At 45.8% G+C, this 24,050-nt stretch carries 18 protein-coding genes, 1 tRNA gene and 1 pseudogene; 8 read left to right on the top strand and 12 right to left on the bottom strand.

The window, feature by feature from the left end; all coding sequences use genetic code 11:
- The first annotated feature begins 39 nt into the window (after window positions 1-39).
- The gene (gene purB / locus NIES593_RS04415; protein WP_073598530.1) at window positions 40-1,335 is read left to right on the top strand and encodes an adenylosuccinate lyase; all 1,296 of its coding nucleotides are present in this window, start codon (window positions 40-42) and stop codon (window positions 1,333-1,335) included.
- Window positions 1,336-1,403: 68 nt separating this feature from the next.
- Here purB and NIES593_RS04410 read toward each other — a convergent pair whose 3' ends face one another.
- Window positions 1,404-2,339 carry an SDR family NAD(P)-dependent oxidoreductase gene (locus tag NIES593_RS04410; RefSeq protein ID WP_073598427.1) on the bottom strand — a complete coding sequence of 312 codons (936 nt, stop codon included), beginning with the start codon at window positions 2,337-2,339 and terminating at the stop codon, window positions 1,404-1,406.
- Between the two features lie 411 nt (window positions 2,340-2,750).
- Here NIES593_RS04410 and NIES593_RS04405 point away from each other — a divergent pair, with 411 nt between their 5' ends.
- Window positions 2,751-2,903: a helix-turn-helix domain-containing protein gene (locus NIES593_RS04405; protein ID WP_073598426.1), complete on the top strand. Its 153-nt coding sequence runs from the start codon at window positions 2,751-2,753 to the stop codon at window positions 2,901-2,903.
- A gap of 43 nt (window positions 2,904-2,946) precedes the next feature.
- Window positions 2,947-3,204, top strand: coding sequence for a transposase (locus tag NIES593_RS25740; protein WP_425432528.1), 258 nt, complete (start codon window positions 2,947-2,949; stop codon window positions 3,202-3,204).
- Window positions 3,205-3,416: 212 nt separating this feature from the next.
- Here the strand turns inward: NIES593_RS25740 and NIES593_RS04395 are convergent, their stop codons facing one another.
- The 4 genes from NIES593_RS04395 to NIES593_RS04380 all read right to left on the bottom strand — a co-directional run bounded on the left by NIES593_RS04395 (window position 3,417) and on the right by NIES593_RS04380 (window position 7,929).
- Window positions 3,417-5,009, bottom strand: a complete 1,593-nt coding sequence (locus NIES593_RS04395; RefSeq protein WP_073598424.1) for a gamma-glutamyltransferase family protein — start codon at window positions 5,007-5,009, stop codon at window positions 3,417-3,419.
- 98 nt (window positions 5,010-5,107) lie between these two features.
- Window positions 5,108-6,286 carry a GNAT family N-acetyltransferase gene (locus NIES593_RS04390; protein ID WP_073598423.1) on the bottom strand — a complete coding sequence of 393 codons (1,179 nt, stop codon included), beginning with the start codon at window positions 6,284-6,286 and terminating at the stop codon, window positions 5,108-5,110.
- A 180-nt stretch (window positions 6,287-6,466) separates the two neighbouring features.
- Window positions 6,467-7,276, bottom strand: a complete 810-nt coding sequence (locus NIES593_RS04385; RefSeq protein ID WP_073598422.1) for a PEP-CTERM sorting domain-containing protein — start codon at window positions 7,274-7,276, stop codon at window positions 6,467-6,469.
- A gap of 251 nt (window positions 7,277-7,527) precedes the next feature.
- Window positions 7,528-7,929 (bottom strand): sll0565 family protein, encoded by a 402-nt coding sequence (locus NIES593_RS04380; RefSeq protein ID WP_073598421.1) that lies wholly within the window; start codon window positions 7,927-7,929, stop codon window positions 7,528-7,530.
- A 105-nt stretch (window positions 7,930-8,034) separates the two neighbouring features.
- Here NIES593_RS04380 and NIES593_RS04375 point away from each other — a divergent pair, with 105 nt between their 5' ends.
- A complete protein-coding gene (locus NIES593_RS04375) occupies window positions 8,035-8,325 on the top strand; it encodes a DUF6439 family protein (RefSeq protein ID WP_073598420.1) in 291 nt (96 codons plus the stop codon).
- 46 nt (window positions 8,326-8,371) lie between these two features.
- On the opposite strand, the gene NIES593_RS04370 is transcribed toward NIES593_RS04375, so the two are convergent.
- The 3 genes from NIES593_RS04370 to NIES593_RS04360 form a co-directional block, all read right to left on the bottom strand.
- Complete coding sequence (locus NIES593_RS04370) at window positions 8,372-8,821, bottom strand: ATP-binding protein (protein ID WP_073598419.1); 450 nt, start codon at window positions 8,819-8,821, stop codon at window positions 8,372-8,374.
- 509 nt (window positions 8,822-9,330) lie between these two features.
- The gene (gene rlmD, locus NIES593_RS04365; protein ID WP_073598418.1) at window positions 9,331-10,698 is read right to left on the bottom strand and encodes a 23S rRNA (uracil(1939)-C(5))-methyltransferase RlmD; all 1,368 of its coding nucleotides are present in this window, start codon (window positions 10,696-10,698) and stop codon (window positions 9,331-9,333) included.
- A gap of 183 nt (window positions 10,699-10,881) precedes the next feature.
- A complete protein-coding gene (locus NIES593_RS04360; RefSeq protein WP_073598417.1) occupies window positions 10,882-14,901 on the bottom strand; it encodes a sensor domain-containing protein in 4,020 nt (1,339 codons plus the stop codon).
- A gap of 139 nt (window positions 14,902-15,040) precedes the next feature.
- Between NIES593_RS04360 and NIES593_RS04355 the strand changes: the two genes are divergently transcribed.
- On the top strand, window positions 15,041-15,613 hold the full coding sequence (locus NIES593_RS04355) for a hypothetical protein (RefSeq protein ID WP_139253622.1): 573 nt from the start codon (window positions 15,041-15,043) through the stop codon (window positions 15,611-15,613).
- Window positions 15,614-16,089: 476 nt separating this feature from the next.
- On the opposite strand, the gene NIES593_RS25100 is transcribed toward NIES593_RS04355, so the two are convergent.
- Window positions 16,090-17,919: a right-handed parallel beta-helix repeat-containing protein gene (locus tag NIES593_RS25100; RefSeq protein ID WP_073598416.1), complete on the bottom strand. Its 1,830-nt coding sequence runs from the start codon at window positions 17,917-17,919 to the stop codon at window positions 16,090-16,092.
- A 202-nt stretch (window positions 17,920-18,121) separates the two neighbouring features.
- Between NIES593_RS25100 and NIES593_RS04345 the strand changes: the two genes are divergently transcribed.
- On the top strand, window positions 18,122-18,493 hold the full coding sequence (locus tag NIES593_RS04345; RefSeq protein ID WP_073598415.1) for a HetP family heterocyst commitment protein: 372 nt from the start codon (window positions 18,122-18,124) through the stop codon (window positions 18,491-18,493).
- A gap of 136 nt (window positions 18,494-18,629) precedes the next feature.
- Here the strand turns inward: NIES593_RS04345 and NIES593_RS04340 are convergent.
- A pseudogene (locus NIES593_RS04340) lies at window positions 18,630-18,887 on the bottom strand (nitric-oxide reductase large subunit); the annotation flags it as partial.
- Window positions 18,888-19,005: 118 nt separating this feature from the next.
- Here NIES593_RS04340 and NIES593_RS04335 point away from each other — a divergent pair.
- A tRNA-Gln gene (locus NIES593_RS04335) sits at window positions 19,006-19,077 on the top strand.
- Window positions 19,078-19,235: 158 nt separating this feature from the next.
- Here NIES593_RS04335 and NIES593_RS04330 read toward each other — a convergent pair.
- Together NIES593_RS04330 and NIES593_RS04325 are read right to left on the bottom strand one after the other, a co-directional pair.
- Window positions 19,236-20,027: a DUF3153 domain-containing protein gene (locus NIES593_RS04330; protein WP_073598528.1), complete on the bottom strand. Its 792-nt coding sequence runs from the start codon at window positions 20,025-20,027 to the stop codon at window positions 19,236-19,238.
- A gap of 100 nt (window positions 20,028-20,127) precedes the next feature.
- Window positions 20,128-22,380 carry a ribonuclease R family protein gene (locus tag NIES593_RS04325; RefSeq protein WP_073598414.1) on the bottom strand — a complete coding sequence of 751 codons (2,253 nt, stop codon included), beginning with the start codon at window positions 22,378-22,380 and terminating at the stop codon, window positions 20,128-20,130.
- Between the two features lie 664 nt (window positions 22,381-23,044).
- Here NIES593_RS04325 and NIES593_RS04320 point away from each other — a divergent pair.
- Window positions 23,045-23,923 (top strand): hypothetical protein, encoded by an 879-nt coding sequence (locus NIES593_RS04320; RefSeq protein ID WP_073598413.1) that lies wholly within the window; start codon window positions 23,045-23,047, stop codon window positions 23,921-23,923.
- Window positions 23,924-24,050: the final 127 nt, after the last annotated feature.

The raw sequence follows: 24,050 nt of genomic DNA, 5'->3' as shown, positions 1-24,050 counted from the left end.
AGAATTCTGTACAATAAGACGGTTGTATTGGGCGATGCCGTGATCGAGCGCTATACCTTGCCCGAAATGGGCGAAATCTGGACAGAGACATATAAATTAAAAACCTGGCTGCAAGTCGAAATTGCAGTCTGCGAAGCACAGGCAGAATTGGGCTACATACCAGCGGAAGCGGTTGAAGAAATTAAGGCAAAAGCTAATTTCGATCCCAAGCGAGTATTAGAGATCGAGGCAGAAGTTCGCCATGACGTAATTGCTTTTCTTACCAACGTCAACGAGTACGTTGGCGATGCTGGCAGATATATTCATTTAGGATTAACCAGTTCGGATGTCCTCGATACGGCTTTGGCATTACAACTGGTAGCCAGCCTGAACCTAATTTTAGAATGCCTCGAAGAGTTAATCCAAGCGATTCGCTATCAAGCGCAACAACACCGCAATACAGTTATGGTAGGGCGATCGCACGGCATTCACGCCGAACCGATCACCTTTGGCTTTAAATTGGCGGGATGGTTGGCTGAAGTTCTCAGAAATCGCGATCGCCTGGTTCGTCTGCGCGAAAATATCGCTGTGGGCAAGATTTCTGGCGCGGTGGGAACCTATGCTAATATCGACCCCAGAGTAGAGGCGATCGCGTGTCAAAAACTGGGACTCGATCCCGATACGGCTTCTACTCAAGTCATTTCCCGCGATCGCCATGCGGAATTCGTTCAACAACTCGCCCTGTTAGCTGCCTCGATCGAACGCTTTGCCGTAGAGATTCGCAACTTGCAACGCACCGATGTCCTAGAAGTCGAGGAGTTTTTCTTAAAAGGACAGAAAGGGTCTTCTGCTATGCCTCACAAACGCAATCCCATTCGTTCCGAACGCTTGACGGGGATGGCGAGGATTATTCGAGGTCATGTTGTCGCCGCATTAGAAAACGTTGCTCTCTGGCACGAACGGGATATTTCCCACAGTTCCGTAGAACGGGTCATACTTCCCGATACCTGCATTCTGATCCATTTCATGATTAAAGAGATAACCGACCTAGTCAAGCATCTGTTGGTCTATCCAGAGAACATGAAGCGGAATATGAACGTTTACGGCGGGGTGATTTTCAGTCAGCGAGTATTACTTGCCCTAGTTGCCAAAGGAATGAGTCGGGAAGAAGCTTACACAGTCGTCCAATCCTGCGCTCATCAGGCGTGGAATACCCCAGAGGGAGATTTCCACGACTTAATTAGCAAAGATCCTCGCGTAACGCAACTGTTATCCCCTCAAGAAATTGAATCGTGCTTCGATCCGCAACAACATTTGAAAAACCTAGACGAAATCTATCAGCGATTGGGGATTTAATAGTTTTACCCGCTCAAAGCTGGCGGAGGCGACAGGGAACTCATAAAGACGACTGTACAATCCCTTGACTAAAGTTGCTTGCCAGCAATCCTGACCTTTTCTCTCCATTCTCGTTCGACGCGATCGATTCCATAAAAATGCTTCCAGAAGGCATCGGTAAACCGGGTAGGCATAACTTTCGTCATCAAGGGGACAAAAATACTGCCGCCTGTAGCAGCTATATACCGAGGACGAGGATGTCTTGCAGTGAGTGCTTTGATAATAACTTTGGCAACTCGTTCGGAAGTCCAACCGAGGAGTTGCAATTGCTTATCGATCGCCTCTATTTTTTCAAAAGCCGGATGATAAATCGTTTGTGTGGGTTCTGGTACGGTGTGTTGAATTTCCTCCCAAGCGACGCGAAAAAATTCCGTCACTACCGGACCGGGTTCTACCACGCTGACTTGAATGTTAAATGCCTTTAATTCCATCCGCAAAACATCGCTGAGGGCTTCGAGGGCAAATTTAGAACAGCTATACAATCCCCCTGCCGGAAAAGCCATCCGCCCGCCCAACGAGCTAATATTGACGATTCTTCCTCCCCCGCGATCGCGCATCGCAGGAATTAACGCTTGAGTCAAGAGTAAAGGAGCGTGAAAATTGACGGCAAACTGCTGTTTGGCGGCTTCCGGAGGAATTAATTCTATTGGACCCATTTGTCCGTAACCCGCATTATTGACTAAAGCATCCACGCGATCGAACGTTTGTAAGGCACTTTGCGCCAAGGCTTTTATTTGGTTTTCGTCAGCCATATTCGTAGGTACGACGAGAACGCTAGCACCAGCTTGACGGCATTGAGTGGCGACTTGCTCTAATTTGTCTTGTCTTCTAGCAGATAACACCAAACGGATACCAGAAAAGTTCTTGGCTAAAGCCTCGGCTAGCGCTGCGCCGATTCCAGCCGATGCACCAGTGATGAGAATAACTCGTTTGGAGAAAGGAAGATCTTGGCTTGGCGTTCCCATTGGTAACTACTACATTAAGCTGATTTTATTCATTATATTTTTTGACGATCGCATCAGTAAATATCTATTAAAGTGAATCCGCTTGTAGGTTTTTAAAGGGTTGTTTCATGCGATCGGTAACCGATCTCGTTGCTTTTTACTGATAAGTGTTTTATCGTCAGTGGCTTTAGAATTCTGCGTATTTTTTCTGAGATGAGAGGGGATTTAGAAATTAAAACTAAGCTTTCTAGAATTTGACCGATAGAGCAAGCGTTTTGTCGGCAAAAAGCAATCATCCAAAGATTGCTTGTACGACTGGCAAGAATTAGGAAATCTGCATCGCGATATCAAATCCGATCGAACAAATATACAGCAGTGTGCAGATCAAATAAGTACAATCATTTGTACTAAATAGTTAAAATAGATTTTTTAATGAAGCCTTACTCTCTAGACTTGCGCCAAAAAATTGTGATAGCTTACGAAAACCAAGAAGGTTCGATTCGTCAGCTAGCCAAACGTTTTAAAGTCAGCCCAGATTGCGTTAGAAGATTGCTCAAACGTTATCATACATTTGTGGTTTATTGAAAAAATTTTAGTTCCTCAGTTATGGTCAGGGGCGGTTGTGGTTATGGATAATTTACCTGCTCATAAAGTTCAAGGGGTCACTGAAGCGATCGCCTCAGTCGGAGCCAAGGTTATCTATCTCTCTCCTTATTCACCAGACTTTAATCCGATTGAAAATCTGTGGTCTAAACTCAAAGCTTACCTTCGTTCTGTCGAAGCCCGAACCCAAGATACATTGCATGATGCGATTCGTGATGGCTTACAGCTTATTACCTTGAAAGATGTTCGTAATTGGTTTGCTCATTGTTGTTACTGTACTTAACTACTCTGCACACCGCTATAATAACCAGTAGTGCGGGCTTCTAGCTCGCGTTCGAGCAAGCATGAAAAGCGAGCGAGACGTATGTGCTTACGCGAACGCACTACGTATACCATTTTTCATTCATTAATGACACAGATAGTCGATCGCGAAAACCTGAAAATTGGTATTAGCTGTAGGAGAATTAGTTTATTCTTTCGAGGTAAGCGCGATCGCTAGCTGGCCAAAGCTAATCCATCGGCACGCGGTTCGGAAGCAGCAACTAACGCATCTCCATGTCTCAGAATCATTTGACCTTTCCCAAACATGAATTCAGGAGCAATTTGAACGTCGTGACCCCGTTTAATCAATCCCTCAACGATGCGATGGGGTACACCCTTCTCCAAAAGCACGCTCTTACCCGCCAAAAATCGCCATCTTGGGGCATCTAAGGCTGCTTGAGGATTCATTTGATAATCAGCCATATTAACAACCATTTGCAAGTGTCCTTGCGGTTGCATCGGCGCACCCATGACACCAAAGGCTCCCAGCGGTGCCCCATCTTGTGTCAGAAATCCAGGAATAATCGTATGGAAAGGACGTTTGGCAGGTGCGACTCGATTGGGATGTCCCGCCTCTAAAGTAAAACCAGCGGCCCGATTTTGCAGGGAAATCCCCGTACCGGGAACGAGAATGCCGCTGCCAAAACCGTCATAATTGGATTGAATATAGGACACCATCAAATCGCGATCGCTGGCACATAAATAAACAGTTCCTCCTTTTGGCAAACCCGATTGAGCGAGTTCGATCGCTTGGTGTTGGATCGATTGTTGGCGTTCTCTGGCGTAGGTTTTGTCTAATAGGTGTTCGACAGCAACTTCCATAAAATCCGGATCGGCGACGTGGCGATGAACGTCCGCGAATGCAAGTTTCATTGCTTCAATCTGCCTGTGAAAATTTTCTACCGAATCGCGGGGATAGCTTGCCATATCGAAACCTTCTAAAATAGCGATCGCCATGAGAGCAGCAATTCCTTGACAGTTAGGAGGAATTTCCCACACCTGTAACTGACGATATTGGGTGGAAATCGGATCTACCCAAAGCGGTTGGTGAGTGGCGAGATCGGCAGCGGTTAGAAAACCTCCCGTATCCGAAGCAAAATTGGCGATCGTTTCGGCAATTTTTCCGCGATAAAAACTCTCTGTGCCGCTTGTTGCAATTTCTCTCAAGGTTTTGCCATGTGCTCGACTGTGCCAAATTTCCCCCGTCTCTGGGGCGCGATTATTGGGAAAAAAGACTTGTTTGAAGGGTTGAAATTCTGGCGAGGTTAGAGGAAGATAAATTTCTGCTGCACGTTTCCAAGCTTGTGCGGTGAGGGGAGACACGGGAAAGCCTTCTTCTGCATAGCGAATCGCAGGCGCAAATAATTGTTCAAAAGGCAATTTGCCCCATTTCTCCCACAAACTTCGCCACGCCGAGACTGCACCCGGTGTTGTCACTGTCAACCATCCCAATCCCGGCATGGTTAGCATTCCAGCAAAGCAATCGAGGGAAAGATTTTGGGGACTTTTCCCCGAAGCATTGAGTCCATGTAGTTTCCCATCCCAAACGATCGCAAAAGCATCGGAACCAATCCCGTTTGAAGTCGGTTCGACAACGGTAAGCGCGATCGCCATGGCAATGGCAGCATCGACGGCATTCCCTCCCGCCAAAAACATTTCCATCCCTGCCAGCGTGGCTAGGGGTTGGCTGGTTGCAGCGGCGCAGCGTTTGCCTAGAATCACGCGGCGTTGGGAAGGATAGGGATAATCGTTGAGATTGAAATCCATGCGATCGCGCTTACTCCTTAATTGACTCGCTAAATACTTTTTTAAATTTCAACTAGCAACTCATCATAGTTGCGATCGCACTCATCCCCTATCAAAATCTAAAAGAAATCTGCCATCCAAGGATGAGAACCAGAAAATAACAATCTTGCCGTCTCTAAATCTTCTTGCGTCGCCTTCAGTCTATCTAGAAGTTGCAGTTGCTGGGGAGTTAAGAAACCTGTATAAAGAGACGCTAAACTACGAATATCTATTTGGAAAGTACCTTTTCCGCCTTTAGTGACTTCACCTCGTCCCTCGGATACACTTAGACAGAATTTACCATTGTTAGCAGCTAATAAATCATCCCGAACTTCTAAGTGTAATTCAGCCTCTAACCCCATCGGATAACCCCGCTTTGACAAAGCTGAAGGCACATCAATTATTCGCAGCATCCAATTCATGCGATCGATGATTTTGGCTGTTTGTTCGGGTAAAAGCAGCAGGAAGGGGTCAAATGGCGAACCGCGCCAAGATATCTTACCGATTTGGGAGCGATGGTCGCCTAAAAACGTCCACAAGCGCTTGGCGGCTGATGCTGTTAGGATTGCCCAATCTCTAATCTCGATCGCTGACTCTTGTTTCTCTCGATTCTGAGTAAAAATTATGTAGCCTTCAGGTTCGTTCTCAGAACCGATAAGATAAGCATAAATTGCCTCTTCTTTTGGAGGTTCGAGCACTTGCTCCCAAATCGCTCGATGGCGAACTAAGTTACCATTATTAACCTGAGCCTGTTGGTTGTAGATGTCCTCAAAAATCGTATAGTTAATTGGACTGACGGGATAGATGGAAAGATTGCGTTCTTGTAGCCAAATGCTAGCAACTGATAATTCCCAGCGACAGAAGCTTCCGCCTTGTTCGTATCCCACCTTTCGATAGAGTGCTTGAGTGGCGGGATACAGCACGGAAATGGGAACTCCCAGCTGATAAAGTTCTTCAATTGCGCGACTTAATAATTCGTAGGCGATTCCCTTGCCGCGATCTTCTGGCGGTACGCCAACTGCGGCAATTCCCGCCATCGATAGGATTTTACCGCCATACCACTGCCCCATATGATAAATCCCTAAGCCTGCGATCGCTCTTTCCCCTTGGCGGAGGACACGGAAATTTTCAGCGCCGATGCGATTGAGGTAACGCTCCCAGTCGTTAGGAGAACCGCCAAAACACTGTTGGATAATTTCTCCCAGCCGCTGTATTTCCTGCAAGCTGGAGATGGAGCCATATTCAAATTGAGAGGTCATAACAGCCCGATTGTAATATAATTGTATTTTATATTACTACGCTATCGACCTCATTATCCTCCGCTAGATTGATTAGTAAAAATAAAAATAAGGGCGAGCAATTGCCCACCCTTGTATTGTAAATCAGTGCGTAGGATCGATTGGAGGATTAAGGAATTTGCTGGCGAAGCTTCCTAAATTTTAGGCATCCTGCTTCTTCTTTCTCAGAGAACCCGCCCCTAGAGTGCCGATTGCTAGTAAGCTTAAAATAGAAGTGGGTTCGGGAACCGATACTTTGGGTCCAACCGTGAATATCCAGTCGGAAGCAGCGATGTGATGATCTGTGTAATTGGGCTGGGTTTGATGGGGATCGTCTTTAACATGATTGATCCAACCCCAACCAGAAATTCCCGAAAATCCTCTGTGTCCCAAATCGTCGTTTTCATTGCCTAAGCGGAAAAACAGCCCAGATTCGTCAGCCTGAGAGGACAGATTGAACGTTCCCAGTGAAGATGATATCGTTCCAGAACCAACTGTATAGGAAGACTCTTTAGATAGTCCCGTCACTTCTAAATCGTCATCGCCTAAAACCTGGGTAACGTTTTTATAGGTAAAGTCAATATTCCAAACTGCCGCGGTACCAGATTTATAACCGTTGTTGGGATCGCTGGGATTTGTGCCGCCGATATCCTCGCCGCCGAATGCTTTTCCGAAGATACGGATAGTTTTAGCTCCTTCATCATAAGTCAAGAACATTTCGGACTGGGAATTCTCGAAATCGAAGGTATAAATTTCATTTGAGTAGGTAGCACCTCCTGCTACAAATGTATTTCTGGTTAGTAACCCATCGAGACGCAGACCGTATGCAGGTGGTTGGAACGCTCCAACAGGATGATTTTTGAGTTTGTATGTTCCAGAGCTTATTATGGCAGCTTGAGCAGAAGTAGCCGAAAGGACAAAATAAGTGCCTGCCATTACGCCTACGCAGGCTAATGCATTTCTGAATTTCATCAGTTATAATATCCCCAACAGTAAAAATCTTTCTTTTAGGACTAGGTAATGTGCCCTAGTCCGTTTCTGAAATTCATTATAGAAAGTCTTATTCAGTAAATCCACGCAAACGCTACGTAAGTGGACTAACTTTACTAACAATTTAAATTAATGACGGTTTTTAGCAGGAATTTGTAAACTTTCGATTAAGCGGCGATAGACAAGCTGATTTTTTCTTGACAATTTTCCATTTCTATGTGATGTCATATCTGCTATCGGGCACAGGACTTGAGCAACCACCCTAGAACAACTCCTAGTCCTCCGAAGCGAACGATTTGCCAGAAGACTTCTCCCATTAAGCCGCGTCGCACTCCTTCCCAGAATAAGGCTTTGAGATGGCGATCCGACAGTAAAGCGCTCTCTAAGGAAACTTCTAAATCTTGAAGGTGTTCTTTAATTTGCTGTAATTCTTTTTCTAACTCAGGCGACTGAATTCTTTGCCATTGTTGCTGAAGCTGTTGCTCGCGTTGCTGAAGTTCTGTCTGATGCTGACTATCCCGTTGTACTTGAGCGTAACGCTGTTTGAGAGCTATCAAAGAACGCTCTACTCTCATCAGTTCTTGCTCGAATTCTTCATTATCTCCGTTTGGCTGGCTGGGATTTTCTGGGGACATTATTCCACGATTCTGGTTTGAACTTAAACTAGAGATAGAAATCGTTAGCTCTAGGTTTCTCAATTATCCCTTACCCCAATCCAAAATCGAAAATTTAATTTTCCTATGACTCTTCCCGCTCAACAGTCAAAAACAGAGGCTCTCCAAGCTTTTAGCACTCTGGAACTTGCTCAAGCTTTAGCAGAACGTCTGGCGATCGCGCCGAATGACTGGCATTGTCTCAAAGCTAATCGTCCAGCGCAAGCGGGACAACAATTGTCGGCAGCATTAGTCTTTCTGCTTAAAGAACAACCTCAAGAAGCGCTAGTCCGGTTGAATCAAGCAGTAGGTTGGTTAGACCGTTCTATTTCTGCGCCTCCCTGTCCGACTCATGGAAACCATAGCACCAAGCAATAGTCTGAGTTCGAGACGCTCGCAGGAAAAATATAACTATCTAAATAAATTAACAAAGAAGGGGATTGAGTCTTCCTCTTCTTATTTGCTTGCAAAGCCTGAGTTCGCTTCCCTCTCTATTCCATTGAACGCGATCGAAAATTTGATGGAGAAGACATAAACCTCGACCGCTTTCATAGTCGTCTGAAGGCAATAATTCGGTTGGTTGACAAGCGCAATCGCAATCAGGCGAAAACCCGCAGCCTTCATCAGAAATTATCCAAGAATATCCATCTTTGGTGATGGCAAATTGAACCACGATTGTTTTGCTGGGATCTAATTTATTGCCGTGCTTGGCTGCGTTAACGAGGGCTTCTTGGAGTCCGAGTCGGATTTCTGGCTGCAACTGGGAAGGAATTTTGGCAAGTAGTAAATCGAGAACTGGATAAAGATAGAGGGTAGAAGTGAAGCTCATCGTACTCCAACTTCCTCTAGTGGCAGGCAGTGAAATGGCAATCACGCTCTTTACCTCTAGTTGTGATTAAATGAACCGAATTGAGCGATAAGAGTAGCCGCAACATAACAGCAAGATGAGTTGTCTGTTGTCAGCAGATTTTTAGGTAAGATTCCCATCAGTCATAGGCTAATTACGCAAAAACGCAAACCTTTATACGATCCCCACCCCCTCCTTAAAGTTTTTAAGTTCTTTTTTGGTTCCAAAGAAAGCGATCGATGCATTCATTATTTTCAAGCCCTTTTTATTTAAAGTTAAATGACTTTAATTGGGGAGGGTTGGTTTCAGGAACTACTTGTAAATACGGTTCCTCCATTTTCTTGCTCATGGTTTCTATTCGATCTTAGAAGTTTCAATAGTCTTGGCTTTTTCGTCTGAGATGCTATAGAAAACCATCATTAGAGTTACCGTTAAATGGTTTGCCAATGAGTTTATGAGTAAATCTAATCCATATCTCTCCTCGACTAGAAAGATTACTGAAGAGATTATTAGTATTTAGCCTTAGACTAATACGATCATATCATGTTTGTCGATTCGTGTCTAAGAAAAGCCGCACATTCAACGTGAACAGTTTGGGGAAAGAAGTCTGCGGGTTGAACAAAAATTAATCGATAGCTACTATCTTGACAGAAGAGTTTGAGATCCCGCGCTAAAGTTGCTGGCTGACAACTGATATAAACTAATTGAGAGGGTCGAATTTGCAGTAGTGTATCGATAACAGCGCGATCGCAACCTTTGCGGGGAGGATCGACCAACACGATATCGGGTTTCGCTTCTAGTTGAGGCAAGACGGTTTCTACCGCTCCAGCTATAAAACTGACATTGGCAATGTTGTTAATTTGTGCGTTCAGTTTTGCCTGCTCTACTGAAGTTGGTTGCACTTCGATCCCTATCGCCTGCTTGACTCGTCGTGCTAGCGGTAGGGTAAATGTCCCTATTCCGCAGTAGGCATCGATTAACACTTCATTGCCCTGCAAATCGAGTTTTTCAATAATCCTATTTAATAAGGCTTCTGCCACTTCGGTATTGACTTGAAAAAACGTTTCGGGACGTAATTGCAGCTCAAGTCCGGCAAAGATTTCGCTTATGTAAGGCTTTCCCGCTATGGTGCGCGTTTCGCTGCCAAAAATCGCGTTAGTGCGTTCTGGATTGCGATTGAGGGCGACTCCGACTAGCTGCGGATAGCGTTTTAACCAGATTTGCGCTTGTTCTTGAATGCCTTTGAGATGCCAATCCGTACTAACTAACGTCAGCAATATTTCTCCCGTCCGCCGTCCGATGCGGAGGGAGAGGTGACGTAGTTGTCCGCGATCGCGTTTTTCATCGTAAATCGACCAACCCCGTTGTTGAATGTCCCGCTTAATTTCTGCCAAGAGGGGATTTAAACGGAGATCTTGTACCGGACATTGATTGAGGTTAACGATTTGATGGCTGTTGCGTCGATAGTATCCCGTTTGTACTTTACCAGTTGCAGAGAGGCCCAGAGGATAGGTAGCTTTATTGCGATAGCCCAAAGAAGCCTCATCGGCTAGAATGGGAGCGACATTGGGTCGAGAAAAACCGCCGATGCGTTCTAGTGCCCGAATGACGCGATCGCGTTTAGCGATGCGTTGGTAGCCATCGTCGATATGCTGCCACTGACATCCGCCGCACTTATCGGCAACGATACAGCGAGGACGAATGCGGTGGGGAGAGGCTTGAATCAGTTGGTGAAGCTTGCCCAGGATATATTGACGTTTGATCTGAACTAATCGCACCAAAGCGCGATCGCCCGTTACGGTATCTGGCACGAAAACGACGCGATCGTCTATTCGTGCGACTCCATCGCCATCGCTGTTGAGGTCGGTGATTTCAAGTTCGACTAAATTTCCTTGTTGGGTCATTCAATGAAAGGATTGTGGATGAAAGGATTTTAGATTTTAGATTGGGGAGTAGTTAGTAGTAGGGGCGGGTTTTTTGCAGTAAGTGTCGGTAAATCTCTAGAATTTTTAGATAAACCCGGCCGTACAGTGGTTAGTAGTTCATTATCCCCCGTCCCCTTGTCTCCCAGTCTCCCAACACTTTCCCTACTTCCGACTCCTGCTTTTTTGAAGAAGTGCTTCTGCATCTTCTTTACTGAGCGGTTTTGAGAAGAGATAGCCTTGTCCTTTTTGACAAGCAAGTTTTTTGAGTTGTTCGAGTTGCTCGGAGGTTTCTATGCCTTCGGCGATCGCATTCATGCCTAAAATGTTAGCCAGGGCAACGATCGCTCGAACAATTTCGCTGCTGTCATCTTCGGGCTTCATTTGCTTTATAAAAGAGCGATCGATTTTAATGGTACTGACGGGAAAACGGTGTAAATAACTTAGCGATGAATAGCCCGTACCAAAATCATCAAGACACAACTCAATCTTTCGCTTTCTTAATTCTAAGAGTAAATCGGTAGCAACTTCGACATTTTCTATCAGCAAGCTTTCGGTAATCTCTAGTTTTAATGCACTTCCATCCAAACCCGTTTCGGCTAAAATGCGATCGATCTGCTCGATGAAATTAGTCCCTCGAAGCTGTTTGCCGGAAAGATTGATATTAATTTTCAAAGGAAGTTGCTGTGGAAATCGCTCCTGCCAAGTCCGCATTTGCTGGCAAGCTTCTTTGAGCATCCACTGACCGATGGGAACGATTAAGCCCGTTTCTTCGGCGATGGGAATAAATTCGGCAGGCAAGATTAATCCTCTCTCTGGATGCTGCCAGCGAATTAAGGCTTCAAATTCTGTAGTTTTCCCGCTTTTTAACGACACGATCGGCTGATAGAAAACTAAAAACTCTTGCTGGTTAATTGCCCGTCGCAGATCGGTTTCTAGCTGCAAGCGAGATACGGCAAGCAGGTACATTTTCGGGTCAAATACGGCATAACATCCCTTCCCCTGTGCCTTTGCCCGATACATGGCAGTATCGGCATCTCGCAGGATCTCTTCCGAGCTTTGATAATCGGAGTTACTCAAGGCAATACCAATGCTGGTATTGGTGAAAACTTGTTGACCGTCGAGATCGAAAGGCAAAGTCAGAGTCTGGAGAATTCTCTCAGCAACGAGAACGGCCTCCTTAACCGTCTTGATATCTTCTACCAGAATTGTAAACTCGTCGCCGCCGAGTCGAGCTAGGGTATCGCTGGGACGAAGGCATTCGCTCAATCGACGGGCAAAACCTTGTAGCAAGCGATCGCCCGTCAAATGTCCCAAGCTGTCGTTGATGAGTTTAAAGCCATCGAGATCGAGGAACAAGACGGCAAATAGACTCTCTGGGTGCCGTTTGAGGCGCTGAAGTGCGTGCTCCAAGCGATCGGTAAAGAGAGCGCGATTGGGTAAGTCGGTTAGGGGATCGTAAAAAGCATTGCGCTGAAGTTGCGCTTCTGCTTGCTTGCGTTCTGTAATATCAGTATCGGTGGCATCGATCCGAATAGCTTTGCCCGAACCATCATAAATAATTTGACTGCGATTATATAGCCAGCGTACCTCCCCATCGGGTCGCACGATGCGATATTCCATTTCGAGACTGCCAGTCTCGTGTAGCTGTTTGAGATAATACTTCACCTGTTTTTTATCCTCTGGATGCACGATTTTAAACCAGAGGGTGGGATGGTTGTAAAACTCCGATGCGGAGCGACCGAAAACTTTTTCCGCAGTCGGGTTGATATAAAGAGTCTTCAACGTAGTTGCTGAGGCTGACCAAACCACATCTTGAATGGAGTTGAGAATTCCTTCTAGCCGTCGTTCGCTCTCGTACAGTGCCTGCTCTATCCGCTTGCGATCGGTAATATCTGTAATCATGCCCAACGCTCCGACATAATTCCCTTCGCTGTCAAATAAAGGATTGCTAGATAAAATCGTCCATAAATCGGTTCCATCGCGGCGGCGGAGCTTGAAATCGAAACTTTCTCGGATTCCTTGAAGGTGTCGCTTTCTATGAGCCATGGCAATTGCCCTACCTTCCTCGTCGAGAAAAGCCAATAAATTTTTGCCCATCATTTCCTCGATGGTATAGCCCAGCATCTGAGCCATTTGCGAGTTGACAAAGCTGGTGTTACCGTCGCGATCGAGTACCCAGATCCCTTCGGCTGCCGTTTCTACGATCTGGCGATATTTTTCTTCGCTCTTTTGTAGGGCTTGTTCGGCTTTGTAGCGTTCCGTAATGTCTCGCAGAGAGACGAGATAGGCGGTTTCTCCTTGCCAGTTAATTTCTCTCACTCGCATTTCAGCAGTAATCAGTTCTCCTGTCTTTTGTTGGATACAAATTTCAGCAGTGTTTCCTACTACGCATGGCAAGCCAAACAAACGGTCTAAAATTTCTGCCATAGAAAGTCCGAAAAGCGATTCGGCAGCCGGGTTGACAAACCGCACCTTGCCATCGAGATCGACGACGAGCAAACCGTCGGAAATTGTGCTGATAATCTGCTGCAAGCGATCTTCGTTCTCTTGTAAATCTATTTCTGCTTGCTTGCGATCGCTAATGTCGCGCACTACGATCAACGCTTCTTCTTCGCTCAGCGGAGAAATCCTTATCTCTTCATAGGAGAGTTTGCCGCATTTTTCTAGTTGATGCTCGTAAACTTGCAATTCGCCTGTAGCTATAGCCCGCTTGACCGCCTGTAATTGCTCCCTTAACAATTGAGGCGGCAAAACCTCACAGAGGGACTTCTCAATCGGAAGAAAAGTCCTTGCCTCTGACTCTTTTGGCGGTATGAAGTCAAGACACACGCCATCTTGCCGAACTCGCATAATCAAATCGGGCATGGCATCGACGATCGCGCGATTGCGAGCTTCGCTGTGCTGCAAGGCTTGTTGGGCATGCTTTTTTTCGGTGATATCGGTAGCAATTCCATCGATCCGAATCGGTTTCCCGGAGCAGTCGTAAATCGGTTGGGCGCGATCGCGAATCCAACGCACTTCTCCATCGGGACGAACGATTCTATATTCGAGATCTTTGCTGATGCCTTGCTCGATTACGAGGCGGGAAGCTGTCTCAACCTGCTGGCGATCTTCGGGATGAACGGCTTCTAGCCACAAGTTTGGATTTTCTAAGAATTCTGAGATAGTACGACCGTAGATGCTTTCGGCGGCAGAGTTGATATAGATGTATTGATAAGACTCCAGAGAAATCGACCAGACGAGATCTTGGAGGGAATTGAGAATATTGTTGAGATGTTCTCGACTCTCCCTCAATAACTGCTCTGCCTGTAGGCGCTCGGTTTCTATTTGCTTGCGTTGGGTGATGTCGCGATCGATGCCGCGATATCCTCGGAATCTGCCATCAGCGTCAAAAATCGGAACTCCGCTGGTTTCGAGGACGACGAAACGACCGTCTTTATGGCGGTTGGTATTTTCTATACATTGAAAGGGAAGCTGTTGAGTTACAAAGGTAGTGAAAATCTCACTCACCCGACGAGCTTCTGCTTCAGGCATTAGATCGAAGGGAGTTTTGCCCAAGACTTCTTCCGGTTCGTAGCCCAAGAGATCGCGCACTTGGGGACTAGCATAGCTATAAACCGCGTTTTCATCGACTTCCCATACCCAATCGCTGCTTGTCTCGACTAAGTTGCGAAATTGTTCTTTGCTTTCTTGCAAGGCTGCTTCTGTTCGCTTGCGATCGCTAATATCTGTAATGATGGCGATCGAGTATTCGGGGTTGCCTACTTTGTCGCGTGCTACCGAGATGGCGATCTGACACCAAATAATCGCTCCGTCTTTGCGAATGTAGCGCTTTTCTTTTAATAAGCTTGATGTTTTGTCGTCTAAAAGTCCTTGTCTCCAGGTGCAATCGGATTCAAAATCGTCGGGGTAAATAATATCGGTAAATCGCAACTGACAAAGTTCTTCGGCAGTATAATCCAGAAGCTCGCACAAACTTTGATTGACTTCTAAAAATCTGCCATCGCAAGCTATTTGAGCGATTCCTACCGCCGCTTGCTCGAAAATTTTTTTTGAGTGGGTCAGTGCTGCCTTTAATTGTTTTCGGCTTATCAGATATCCTAAGAAGAAGCTGGCGAATCCCAACAGGAGGAGCGCCAAACTTAAATAATCGATCGGGGCTGAAGTAATTTGACTTAACATATTAGATTTCAACCCTTTAGAGTTCTCTATCGGGCTGCGATCGCAATTTCAGATAGCCAACTTTAGAAAATTATAATTTCACTATTTTCTGAAATTGTACTCAATTAGTCGTTCTAGATTCAAAACTAAAAATCTAATCGTGCAATCTGAACAAATCGCAACCATCCTTAGTGAATATTTCGGTGTCGATACCGTAGAGATGCCTACTGCCGACTCGTGGCAGGTGAATACTCCTCAAATGCGCTTGTTAGTCATTCTTTCTGAAGATAAATCTTGGCTGAGGCTATTGCTGCCGATCGCTCCGGCACAAGAAGTACAATCCTTTCTAGAGCAGATCCTCGAAGCTAACTTCGATCTGACCCAAGAAGTTCGCTATGCGCTCTATCAGGATGTTTTGTGGGGAGTTTTTCAACATAGCTGCCCCACTCTAACGACTGAAGATTTTAAAGGCGCGATCGTGAAATTAGTGTCTTTAAAAGAAAAAGGGTTGGAAGAATGTTTCAACCTACTGATTGAAAAGCGCATCCGCCAAATTATCAAAGCTGCCAAACTCCAGGGGCAAAGCCTCGAAGCAACGCTACAAAACCTCAAGCGCATGTACGAGGAGGGAATGCTCGGCGGTTTACAGCAAGATCCCCAGGAAAGACAACGATTTTTAGCCGCTTGGCAATATCAATTAGAGCGTCTCTGGTCGGAAGTAGAAATCCCCTAGTAGCGTTGCTGAATTTAGGGATGATATTAAATCCGTTTATTAATTGACCATAATATGTAGTGCGCCTAGTTGAGTGACCAAACTCAAATCGCCCTCACCCCAACGCCTCTCCCAGAGCGGGAGAGGCTTTCCACTGAAGACTTTGAACTGAAGTCCCTTCGCCCCTTGTGGGAGAAGGGATTTAGGGATGAGGAAACAAAGATTTGTCAGTCAATCAGGTAGTGCGCTCATCGTAGCCTGCGCGTAAGCGCATACGTCTTGCTCGCTTTTCATGCTTGCTCGAAGGCGAGCTAGAAGCTGGTACTACTGGTTATGATGTTTGTTCAACCGAATTTAATATGGTTTGTCATTTTAGACGGAACCCTTCGCTAACGCTCAAGGGCAGGCTTCGTGTACTGAAGAATTCTGACAGATGCTTCGTTAGACTTACACCTGGCAATAAACCCAAAAGTATACATACAAGTCCTCCGATCCCTCTAGGCTTGAATGAGAAAATCAGAAGCGGTAAGCGTTGGAATATCACTCAACACAGCGAACTGTCCTCCCGATCCAAAACCGTTGCCAGAGCTATTAGGATTGTAGAACAAATTTCCGGTAGAGCGACTATAGACGATCTTGGCGGCGCTAGTGGCTGCTGTCGTATCGTTGGCAACAGCAGCAAACTCTTTTGCAGTGCCGCTTAATTCCGCGAACGTAGTGCGATCGAGAATAATTTTGTCAGTTTTAGAGGCAAAATCCCTAATGCGGTCAACGCCAATAACGGCTCGATTGAAAGCACTGTTTATGTCGAAGTAGAAGCGATCGCTGCCACTGCCGCCAATGAGAGTGTCATTGCCCGCGCCGCCTTTTAGAAGATCGCTGCCACTGCCGCCAATGAGGGTGTCATTGCCAGCCTCGCCCCTGAGAGTGTCATTGCCCGTGCCACTCGTCGTGGGCGTACCGTCACTAGCTTCAGTGCTAGCAGGAATAGGATTGCTGCCAGTAAATTCCCAAGCTCCGATATCATGGCGACCGTTAACCGGGCGCGCGCGGCCTAAATAGTCGTTGGTGGGAGCATTTTGAGAAGTTCCAGCGTCGATGGCAGGGGAGCCTGTCCGCAATTGATAATCTTCGGCTTTAAAGCCACCCGGTTTGACTAATAAGGGATCGGCTTGGAGATCGTCAGGATCGGATGTCGATACAGAAGCTATTTCTACTGTCGTAGAACTGTCGTACCAAAGATTTTGCTGAAAATTGAGACCGTCGAGACTAGGCACATAAGCCATCGTCCTTCCATTTGTTTGATGGAAGATGTTATTAGCAAAGGTGGTATTGACGTGACCTTCATCCTCGTCAACGTGAAGTAACTCCTGGGTGCCTTGATAGAAGGTGTTGTTAATCACCTGGGTGTTTCTCAGACCGCCGCCTTTTTCGTAATTGCCATAGAAAAAACCCGCTGACCCACCAATGACGATGTTGTTGCGGACAATATTGCGATCGAGATTGGTCCCAAGCACATTGGTACTAGAAAATTCATTGCCCATCTGTATGCCTGCCGATGGATGCCAGGTGTTTCCTCCATCTTGAGTGCGCCAAAACTCGCGATTTCCCGTGTTATAGATGAGATTGTTTTCTATTACAGAGTCGATCGCGTTCAACACGTACATTTCAACCGCGTAATTGTCGTAGACGACATTTCCAGAGGCTCTATTTTTACTGCCAGAAATACCAATTCCTTCACCAAAGTTATTAAAGACTCGGTTATCGGTAATCGTAATGTTGTTGCCAAAGCCGCTGATTCCCTGACCCCAACCCCCGTAAAAATCACGGTCTTGGTTCTTGAGGGTAGCGCGATACACCGTGTTGTTATCAATGAGAATATCTGTCGGGCGAGAGTCAGACCGATCGTAACCGACAAAGATCCCCGTATCTTCGGTATTATGTACGGTGTTATTTAATATGCGTATATCATCGCCTCCCCAAACAGAGATCCCATTCTTCGGAGCGTAACGAACTTCAAAGCCTTCAAAATCGATATATTGACCGTCAAGGTGAACGAGAGAAGACCCTTCGGTCAACTTGCTGCCATCTAGGATAGGTTTTTCGCCCTCGAAGGCGCGAATGGTGATGCGAGCATCCTCGGTGCCAGAACGATTCTCACCTACCCAGATTCCGTTTTCGGGATAATAAACGCCACCGCGCACATAGATTGTGTCGCCTGGTTTCACTTGGGAGATAGCACGGGTTAAGGTGGCAAACGGACGGTCAATCGTTCCAGAATTATTGTTGGTGTCGCTACCTGTTGTTGAAACGTAGTAGTCGGTCATAAATTATTTTTAGGGAACAGTAACCGCAAGGATTGTAACAGATATTGTCATAAATCCTATAAATGGTAGAGAAAATAACACTTTTCTTGGGAAAGCAGATAAATTTCTCAAAAATCCGGAAAGCTACGGTTGCCAATTGTGGTTAATTCTGACGGAATAGAACTCTTAAACTAACTGTCATCTTTGAGGAGAAAACGCGACAATGGGTCAAAAACTAGCTTATAACCAAGCCAAACAGACCAAAGCTATGACTGACGAACAGTTCGAGCAAATTGTCGAAGCAATCTTGGCTGGAAAATACTCTTGGGCATGCGTTCTCATTCTACGCTTCGCTGGTTACAATCCTCTTCACTACATTCCCTATCGCACCTACAATCGACTGCTCAAAGATAACTGCTTGCAGGGTAAGTCAACTCAAGCACAGCCAGATGTCGCCTCAGTTATCAAATCTAGCCAAGGTCTATCGCTTGGGCGAGTTACGCAAATCGACGATCTTAATTTCACCGAAGAAGTCGATCGCAACAGTACGAAAGTTCGCGGTGGCATGGGAATTTTTGAATATTTTTGGCGCTAAAATCTCGGTGTTGGCTCCGAAATTATACCGTTTTCAAAAATGCCTGCTATGAATTCCTTGTTTAATCCACCTATACTCCCCACACCTCCCACACCTCTCTCTTCATCGGTAGCTAGAAAAGAGAAAATTGATATTATTACCTTGAAGCCTCTAGCTTTGGTGGGATGGTTTGTACCGGAAAGTGGAAGAGGGCAACAATTGCCCTTACGGTAAAGATAAACATTGTCAGCGCGCCGATGGCAAAAATGATATCTCCTGGAATCCGCAGCCATACCGTCCATCGCATCCAAGGACTGCCGATGACTTCAGCACTGCGAGCAAACCAGGTGCCCTGCTCGATCGACTGAACCAGTTGATGGAAGTCATTGGGAATCAGACCAAACACCAAACCGCCTGATATACTTATCGTCTCTTGACTCACTTTATAAGGTTTTGCCCAAACTCAAAAAAATTTTTAGAAGGACTTGACACTCTGTAGCGATTAGCTGCTACTATAAACAAGGCGATATCGTTGGGGTGTAGCCAAGCGGTAAGGCAGCGGGTTTTGGTCCCGCCATTCCTAGGTTCGAATCCTAGCACCCCAGTGTAAAAATAAATAGACTTGCGAATTGGTATTATTCATTCTGGGTTGCGATCGCACGATATCGCATAATGCCAACCGAATTGCAGGCACCCCAGCAAACGGATTCGTAGTATTCCAGCGACAATAACCAAACAATTGTCAATTCGCACTTATCAAGCTCTAATTGCCAATTGCTGCTCTCGCTTCCTCAACCCAAGGCAAACGCCCGTATTTTAGATAGAAACCCGCTAGCATCAACAAGACAATCCCAATTGTTCCCAATCCCATATAGTTTGGTGCCCAGAATACGACTTCAATGGTATTGATTTGACCGGGTTGAAGGTGCCAGATTAGCTGATTTTTTGTCTCACCAACTTCTGGAGTCAAGAAATTATTTGCCGTAGTGCGTGCGCCCCAAGGGGTATTTAAAGCCAACTCTAAATCGATCAAAGACCCAGGACTGACAATAATATTTCCCTGCTTGGAGAGAACGCCTAGAGCGCGTAAATCGACGTTTAGATTTAATTTATTGCGTTCCACAATCAGCCAATTATTTTGCTGTACGGACATTTGAGAATTGAGCTGAACTAAGTCGAGCGTTTCGCTCGCGACCGTCCCAGAAGGGACTTGTTCGTCAGCCTTAAAAAACTGGTTAAACTTTTTCGCGAGTTCCTGTCCGTTCCCAAAGGGAATCGTGACAATAATTTCTTGCGGGGAAATCCGTTCGGTTTTTCCCTGCAATTGTTCGGCTCGTCGTTCTATGCTATTCAACCACTTAATTGCTTCCGAACCGCCTAGCGTAGTGAGTTGTTGTTCTAATTTGATGTGTTGAACGATTTCTCCGCGATGCTGATGATCGAAGTTAATGCCTACTTCATAGCGAACGCAACCTGTTAGTAATGTTAAAAGGCACAAGACAAAAGGCAAAAGCAATCTAAATGGATTTTTCCTTATCTTCTTTTCTGTCTTCATTGGTTGTTTGTCATTAGTCATTGGTCATTGGTCATTAGTTCCTTGTTTCCCCTACTTCCCCCACTCCTTCTCCTCCGCCCTCCGTCCCCATCCCTTCTTTCTAGTCTTCTTCTAAATCTTCGTTACTCGCGGCGCTGCCGCCACCAACAGTTACTAAGTCAATTTGCTGGCGGTAGTAATCGACGCTTTTTACTTCTACTTCGACTTCATCTCCTAAGCGATAGGCGATGCGATTTTTGCGTCCCACCAAACAGCTATGGCGAGAACGATATTCGTACCAGTCGTCTTTGAGCGAGCTAACGTGAACCAATCCTTCGACTAACAGGTCTTCTATTTCGACGAAGAAGCCATAGGATTGCACTCCGGTGATTAAGCCCCGGAAAACCTGTCCGGTGCGTTCCTTCATTTTTTCGGCTTTCTTTAAGCCTTGGAGGTCTTTTTCTGCATCCTCGGCAAGTTTTTCTCTATCGTTGAGGTGAGAGACGATCGCGTGTAATTCTTCTTCTAGCTTTTCTTGGGTTTGAGGAGGCAAAACATTCCAGTTGATTTTGCCATGGCTGGTGCTACTGCCGAGATTAACGCCTGTTTTTGCTTGTTTCTGACGGCGATCGCGCCCTTCTGCAAATATCGTCTTCAGCACTCTCTGGACTAACAAATCGCCATAGCGCTGTCCCGGCGAAAGGCAATGAGTATAGCGATCTTCGTAGGCTAGTCCGAAATGCGGCGCGGGATGGCTGCTGTATTTGGCTGACTTGAGCGTCGATAGCAACAAATGATTCAAGATTCTAACGCAAGGCGCTTTCGAGAATGCCTGGGTTAAATTTTGATAGTCGCGGGAAGTAATCTCCTCCTCAGATTCTAAGCGTTGGTCTAATCCCAGATTGTTTGCCAATTTCAGGACATCTTCCAACTCATCCCAATCCGGTTCCGGCTGGGCGCAGTAAATTCCGGGTACGCCGAGGGCAAAGAGGTGATCGGCTACCGCTTTTCCTGTCAATACCGTCAACTCGGTCAACAGAGAACGAACTGGCAGGGCGGAAGACACCAGAATGGCACCGATTCTTCCCTCATCTTTATAAGGGCATGACGTTTCTGAAAGAATCTCAAAGCTGCCTCGCTGGATTCTTTGAGCTTTGATTAGAGGACTGAGATTAAAAAATAGCTGCTTGAGGCGATCGACGACCTCTGCCATCTCCGGTTCGATCGCTTCTGGATTGTTGAGCAAAGACTGCACCTGCTGGTAGCTGAGTTGGTGGTCTACCCTAATAACGGTCGGTAAAATTTCATATTCAAGCAGTTGACCCGTCTCGTCGAAGGTCATTAGGACTGAGATAGCTAGCCGATTTTCATCTGGAGCAAACGAACACAGACGAGTGACGGCTTCTGGAAACAGGGGCAGGACTTTTTGTCCGAGATATATTGCCGTGCCGCGCTTTTTGGCTGCTTTATCTAAGGGAGAATCCGGTTCGATATAGTGAGCAACGTCGCTGATGTGAATGCCCAATTGCCATTTTTTCCCTCTCAGTTTTTCGAGGGTGAAAGCATTTTCTATAAAGGGGGGATGATCTCTTTCTATGTCTTCTTCTATGGTGAAGGTCAGTAACTTTCTGAGGTCTTTTCGTTTTTTGATTTCGGCTGATATGGAGGCTTCTGACAGTTTCTCTGCTGCTTTGAGAACTTCTGGCATAAAGGTTTGGGGCAGGTCGTGCTTGCAGCAAACGATATCCGTATCTGCGGCTGCTTCTGCATCGCTTCCCAGGATGCGAGTTACTTTTCCTAGCGGCCCGTATTGTCCGATGGGATAGCGCACCACCGAGACGTGAACGAGATGATTGACGGCTTCTTCTAGATTGTTGCCATTTTGTTTGAGGTCTAACTCGAACAAGAGTCGGTCGTCTAGGGGAACGGCACGGTATTTGCTATCGTCGCGTTTGACTTGCGCTAACAGCGAAGGGTTGGCTCTTTCTAAGATGAGCTTGACTTCTCCTTCTGGAGAGCGACGGCGACTGCCTTCTTTGATGATTTTAACGAGGACGCGATCGCCATTCCAGGCATTGCTGAGATGGCTTTCTCTAACGTAAATATCGTCGGCATCTTCATCGTCTTGGATGGCAAAGCAGAAGCCTTTACTGGAGCAGCGCAGCTTAGCTTCTACGACATTTTCTTCCTGGACTCGACGATATTTTCCTCGTTCTTTAACCAATATCCCAACTCGTTCTAAGGCATCTAGGACAATTTGCAACTCCTGGATACTTTCTTCATCTTCACAACCGAGTTTTTTTTCTAAAACTTTAGCGGCGACTAATTTATCTTCACTGAAATGGGATAGTAATGTAGCGATTGAAAATTCCATCTAAAATAATCCTTCTGTGTTTAATTCTGATTTTCCGAGCAACTGCTCTTATGAGCTACTACTTTTTAGCATTGCTAATGAGAAAACCCAATTCAAAAATGTCAGCCGTCAATCGATCGCAGACCGTTGCGTTAACCGATTGTTCCCAACTAACTTTGCGATCGGGTAAATTTCCTCATCATGCAGTTTTCTAAATCTATCATTGGCAGATCGAGAGGCGACATACAAGATTCGACTATAAGAACTGTCGTAATGCAAAAAAAATTTTCTAGCTTTTTACTTGGCTAGGGAGGACTCTAGCTGGCGGTTATCGTTCAGTGCGCTCCAAGCTCGCGCAGCTGCAATAACTTTGTGAAGTTGCAGCTAGCTAAAATGACCTTGTCCGCAGGGAGTTGTAGCCCTATTATAATTTTGAGAGCCATCTCTCAGCAAACTAGAATAGTTTAAGCGGTTTAAGGGCTAATGCTGAGGTTTTATTATTGTCAAACTGTAGATAACCCCTCAGCATTTTTTTCCAGAGGACATTTCATTTAGTCTTTAATTTTACCAATAGAGGAGACATTTTGCTTCTCTTTTCTTCAACCTTTAAGCTCAATTAGTACTAAATTAGTACTAAGATCTCATTGTTTGAGCGAGATAATTTTTTAGTGAGAAAAATCGTATTATGTTGACGCAATTCCGAAAACGCTATCCTCACGCCAGCCTCATCAGCGAGCTAGTGCAAATCGATCGCGACAAATACATCGTCAGAGCTTTGGTACAAGTGGGAGGCATGACCGTCGCTACAGGTTTAGCTGCTGCCGATACAGTCGAACAAGCAGAAGATCGGGCAAGAAGTAGAGCTTTAGCCATTTTGGAGATCGATGAGGCAATAATCGTTCCTTCAGAAGTTACAGCAACAGAAACTCCGAAAACTGAAAGCGTCAAAACAAGAGAATCTCAAACAGCCGTTTCTCAACCGCTTGAAAAGATCGATCGCGCCGAAATTTCCTCATCTCAAAGTTCCACAACCGACCGACTCCGAACCATTTCGGACTCGCTTGCAGGCGCCCAAAGGAATTCGGGAGACAACTTGGAGGAGGATGCGCTTCGCTTGTCCGGGCGAGACCGCACTCCAGCGTTCGTCCAAGCTCAAGATAAAGTTGAATCGTCCGAATCGCTACCTTTACTATCTAACGGAGTCACTTCCGCTCAAACCACTGGCGCGTTTGCCAAGTCCGAGGGATCCCAGGAGAATGTTAGTTTCCGCGAATCTATGACCTCAGATCCTGAGGAAGCTCGCTTAAGCTTTCAGGAAACTGCCGAAGCGAGCGAAGTTGTCTCGGAATCGGCTCAACTTCCGCAAGAAACTGCAACTCCATCGCCCACCTTATCTTTTGATGAGATGATGCTCCAAACCACCGTTCAAATGAAGCGTTTGGGTTGGACGGACAAACAAGGGCGCGAATACTTGATAGAAGCTTACGGAAAGCGATCGCGCCACTTGCTTAACGATGAAGAACTGCTCGACTTTCTTCGCTATTTGGAGAGTTTACCCAGTTAGTAAGGCTTTTATGCAGAAGGCAATTACCAGTGATTCGATGATTTGATGAAAGAATTGGGAATGGTTAGCCGATAGTAGTTAGTAGAAGCGGGTTTATCTAAAAAAACCTAGAGATTTACCTACAGTT

Origin of the sequence: Hydrococcus rivularis NIES-593, from assembly GCF_001904635.1 — a bacterium.
GTDB lineage: Bacteria > Cyanobacteriota > Cyanobacteriia > Cyanobacteriales > Microcystaceae > Hydrococcus > Hydrococcus rivularis.
The sequence above is the reverse complement of the archived record's forward strand: the minus strand, read 5'-3'. Positions and strand labels throughout refer to the sequence as shown.